At 37.4% G+C, this 3116-nt stretch carries 3 protein-coding genes; 2 read left to right on the top strand and 1 reads right to left on the bottom strand.

Annotated features, from left to right (window positions below; genetic code table 11):
* The first annotated feature begins 408 nt into the window (after positions 1-408).
* The gene (locus FJ218_11170) at positions 409-1656 is read left to right on the top strand and encodes a DNA polymerase IV (protein MBM4167461.1); all 1248 of its coding nucleotides are present in this window, start codon (positions 409-411) and stop codon (positions 1654-1656) included.
* An 18-nt stretch (positions 1657-1674) separates the two neighbouring features.
* On the opposite strand, the gene FJ218_11165 is transcribed toward FJ218_11170, so the two are convergent.
* Positions 1675-1932 carry a hypothetical protein gene (locus FJ218_11165; GenBank protein ID MBM4167460.1) on the bottom strand — a complete coding sequence of 86 codons (258 nt, stop codon included), beginning with the start codon at positions 1930-1932 and terminating at the stop codon, positions 1675-1677.
* 65 nt (positions 1933-1997) lie between these two features.
* On the opposite strand from FJ218_11165, the gene FJ218_11160 reads away from it, so the two are divergent.
* On the top strand, positions 1998-2564 hold the full coding sequence (locus FJ218_11160; GenBank protein MBM4167459.1) for an HAD family hydrolase: 567 nt from the start codon (positions 1998-2000) through the stop codon (positions 2562-2564).
* Positions 2565-3116: the final 552 nt, after the last annotated feature.

The following is a 3116-nucleotide window of genomic DNA, read 5'->3' as shown; positions in this document are numbered from 1 at the left end:
AAACAAACGAACAAACCAACTAACTAAATAATTTACAACGTAGTTTTTCGCTGCGTTCACATTAGAAAACTAGCACTTTTCAAGAACAGAAGAACAAGCGTGACTCGTCCAGAGATGGACGTGGCCACTTATGTCTTTGCTTATGGGTATGTCAGTACCTCAACTTTGGACGTAATTCAGGTTGCGTCCCTTTTTTATTTTAAATATTTTTTCACGCTGATGTTACGCTGATTGAATAACAATACAACAAGTTTTTAATTCACTTGAATAAAAGCGATTTCAATAAAATGAAATCGCTTTTTTTTATCTTCAAAATAAATTCGCTTATTTTTCTCTACCGAATTTGTCTAACAAAAAAAACAGAGAAAAAATGTTAGCGACTTTGCGACTTCGCGTGAGAAAAACACTATGGAAAATCTTACACACGGAATTTGTCATCTCGATGCTGATTGTTTTTATGCATCAGTAGAAACAATTTATGCACCGGAAAAACTCGGGAAACCGTTTGCTGTAGTTTCTCACGTTGGCGGAATTGTTTTGTCTTCATCGTACGAAGCGCGAAAGTTTAAAGTGAAAGTCGGAACGCCAACGTGGGAAGCAGAAACACTTTGTCCGGGAATTACATTCGAGTCGGCAAATTTTCCTCGCTACGTAAAACATTCTCTGCAAATGATGGAAATGCTTCGAACATTCACTCCCGATGTTGAAGAGTATTCTATTGATGAAGCATTTTTTGATTTGACTTCGGTGCAAGAATATTTTAAGTGTTCGTATGAAGAAATCGCTCGAAACATTCAAAAGAAAATTTGGAATGAACTACATCTTCCTGTTTCGATTGGCGTTTCGTTCAATAAAACATTAGCGAAACTTGCATCAGATTTCCATAAGCCAAAAGGAATTACTGTCGTAACAGAAGAAAACAGAAATGATTTTCTTTCTCAATGCAAACTCGATGACGTTGCGGGAATCGGTTATCACAATACGCAACGTTTACTTGGCAATGGAATTACAACGCTTCATGAATTTATTGCAGAACAAACTTCTCACATAAAAAAAATACTGGGAATCAATGGCGTTCGTTTGCAACTGGAGTTACGCGGCGGACAAGCAATTTCTCTTGAAACACAGAAGAACAAACCGAAATCAATTTCACGCAGCAGAACATTTCGACAAATCACGAAAGATTTCGACTTTCTGTTAGCAGAATTGATGTTGCATTTACAAGAAGTTGCGATGCGTTTGCGTTCTCATCATCTTTCGGCAAAACATCTTTCTATTTTTATTCGGAAGCAAGAGGAGTATCGTTATGCAAGTGAAACGATTGCGTTGGAAGATTATAGCGATGATACGATGATGTTTGCAATTCACATCGAACCGTTGTTGAAAAAAATCTTCAAACCAAAAACAACGTATCGCGCTTCGGGAGTTGTGCTTTCGGATTTTGTAGAAACACTTTCAGTAACAAAAAATTTATTTTCTTCAAAACAAGAACTGAAAGGACAACATCTCGGCGAAGCAATTGATACTATTAATAAAAAGTTCGGAAAGCGAAGTCTTGTTGTCGGTTCATCGGTTTTGCTTCATCAACAAGAAGAGGAGAGAGTTGAACAAAAAGAAGCAGAGATTTCATATCGCGGAAGATTTATTTCTCTTTAGGTGTTAGGTGTTGAGGTGTTAGGTTTTAGAATATTTCGTTACGCTTTCTTTATATAAATTCTCAGTACAATTTTTGCAGAAGAAATATACTTTTACATCGTACACTTCGCGGACGAGTAATTCTTTTTTTGGAAATTGTTTTCTGCAGAGAGAACATTTTTCTGAGTCAACTTCGCTCAACGATTTTGTTCCTTGATTCATTACATAACGTAAACCGAAATATGCAACGATAAGAATGATGACGATGAAAATTATTGCGGAAATTGTAATAACCATTGTTCAGAATTTTGGACAGAATATAATTGATTATTCAATAAACATTTAATAGGAAAAAAATATTTATGACACGAACCGAAGCATTAGAACTTTTACACGAATACACAAAAACCGATAGTTTGCGGAAACATGCGTACGCCGTTGAAACATCAATGCGAGCGTTTGCGAAAAAAGTTGATGATGACGAAGAAAAGTTCGGCATTACCGGTTTGTTGCACGACTTTGATTACGAAATGTTTCCGACGCAAGAAGGACATCCCTGGAAAGGTTCGGAAATCTTGAAAGAGAAAGGAGTTTCGGAAGAAATACGAACTGCGATTTTGGGACATGCGCCGTACACAAATGTAACGAGGGAAAGTTTGCTTGCGAAAGCATTATATGCGTGTGATGAGTTAAGCGGATTTGTCGTTGCGTGCGCGTTGGTTCGTCCGAATAGAATTGATGATTTAGAAGTTTCTTCCGTGAAAAAGAAAATGAAAGACAAAGCGTTTGCGCGACAAGTGAATCGTGATGATATCTACAAAGGCGCGGAAGAAGTTGGTGTTTCTCTCGATGAACATATTCAATTGGTGATTGATGCGTTGCGAGGGAATGCGAAAGAGTTGGGAATAAACGTGAAGGAAGAAGTATGAAGGATGAAGGAAGAAAAAGTTGAATTTTTGTGTTGCGTTCATCCTTCATCCTTCATACTTTAAGGAAAATCCACATTAAATCCCATTCCATACGTATTCAACGTTTCATCAAAATACTCACCGAAGAAACTTTTTCCAAAATTGAGTGCGATGTAAACATTAATTCCCGAGCGTTCCCAATCTCCAAATTTTATTCCGAACTTCGTTTGGTTTGAGCCAGCGTATTTCGGAATTCCGATGAAGGAATTATGGAAAGCGAAGAAGAGATTGGTTTCTTTTTCAAAAACATTTTTTACAATTTTGTTTGAGTGAATTTCAAATCCGTCAAGAAAGGAAAATCGTTTGAGAGGACGAGAATCAGTGCGAACGAATGTTGCATACGAAATACTTCCATAAATTCTCGCTTGAAAAATTTCGGAGGAAAATACTTTTGCAATAACAATTTCTCCAAAATCTTGCGTGAAAGGAATTGGTCCTCCCGGTTTTGTCCAATCACGCGGATACGTATGAGCCCACCAATTTCCGTCCACTAAATGCGCGCTGTGGTGAAGT

The sequence above is a fragment of the Ignavibacteria bacterium genome, assembly GCA_016873775.1.
Taxonomy (GTDB): domain Bacteria; phylum Bacteroidota; class Ignavibacteria; order UBA10030; family F1-140-MAGs086; genus JAGXRH01.
Note: the sequence above shows the minus strand (reverse complement) of the source record. Positions and strands in the feature narration are given on the sequence as shown.

Bases quoted from the DNA above. Each gene is read 5' to 3' on its own strand.
- FJ218_11165 (MBM4167460.1), bottom strand. From the start codon at position 1,932: ATGGTTATTACAATTTCCGCAATAATTTTCATCGTCATCATTCTTATC.
- FJ218_11170 (MBM4167461.1), top strand. From the start codon at position 409: ATGGAAAATCTTACACACGGAATTTGTCATCTCGATGCTGATTGTTTT.
- FJ218_11160 (MBM4167459.1), top strand. From the start codon at position 1,998: ATGACACGAACCGAAGCATTAGAACTTTTACACGAATACACAAAAACC.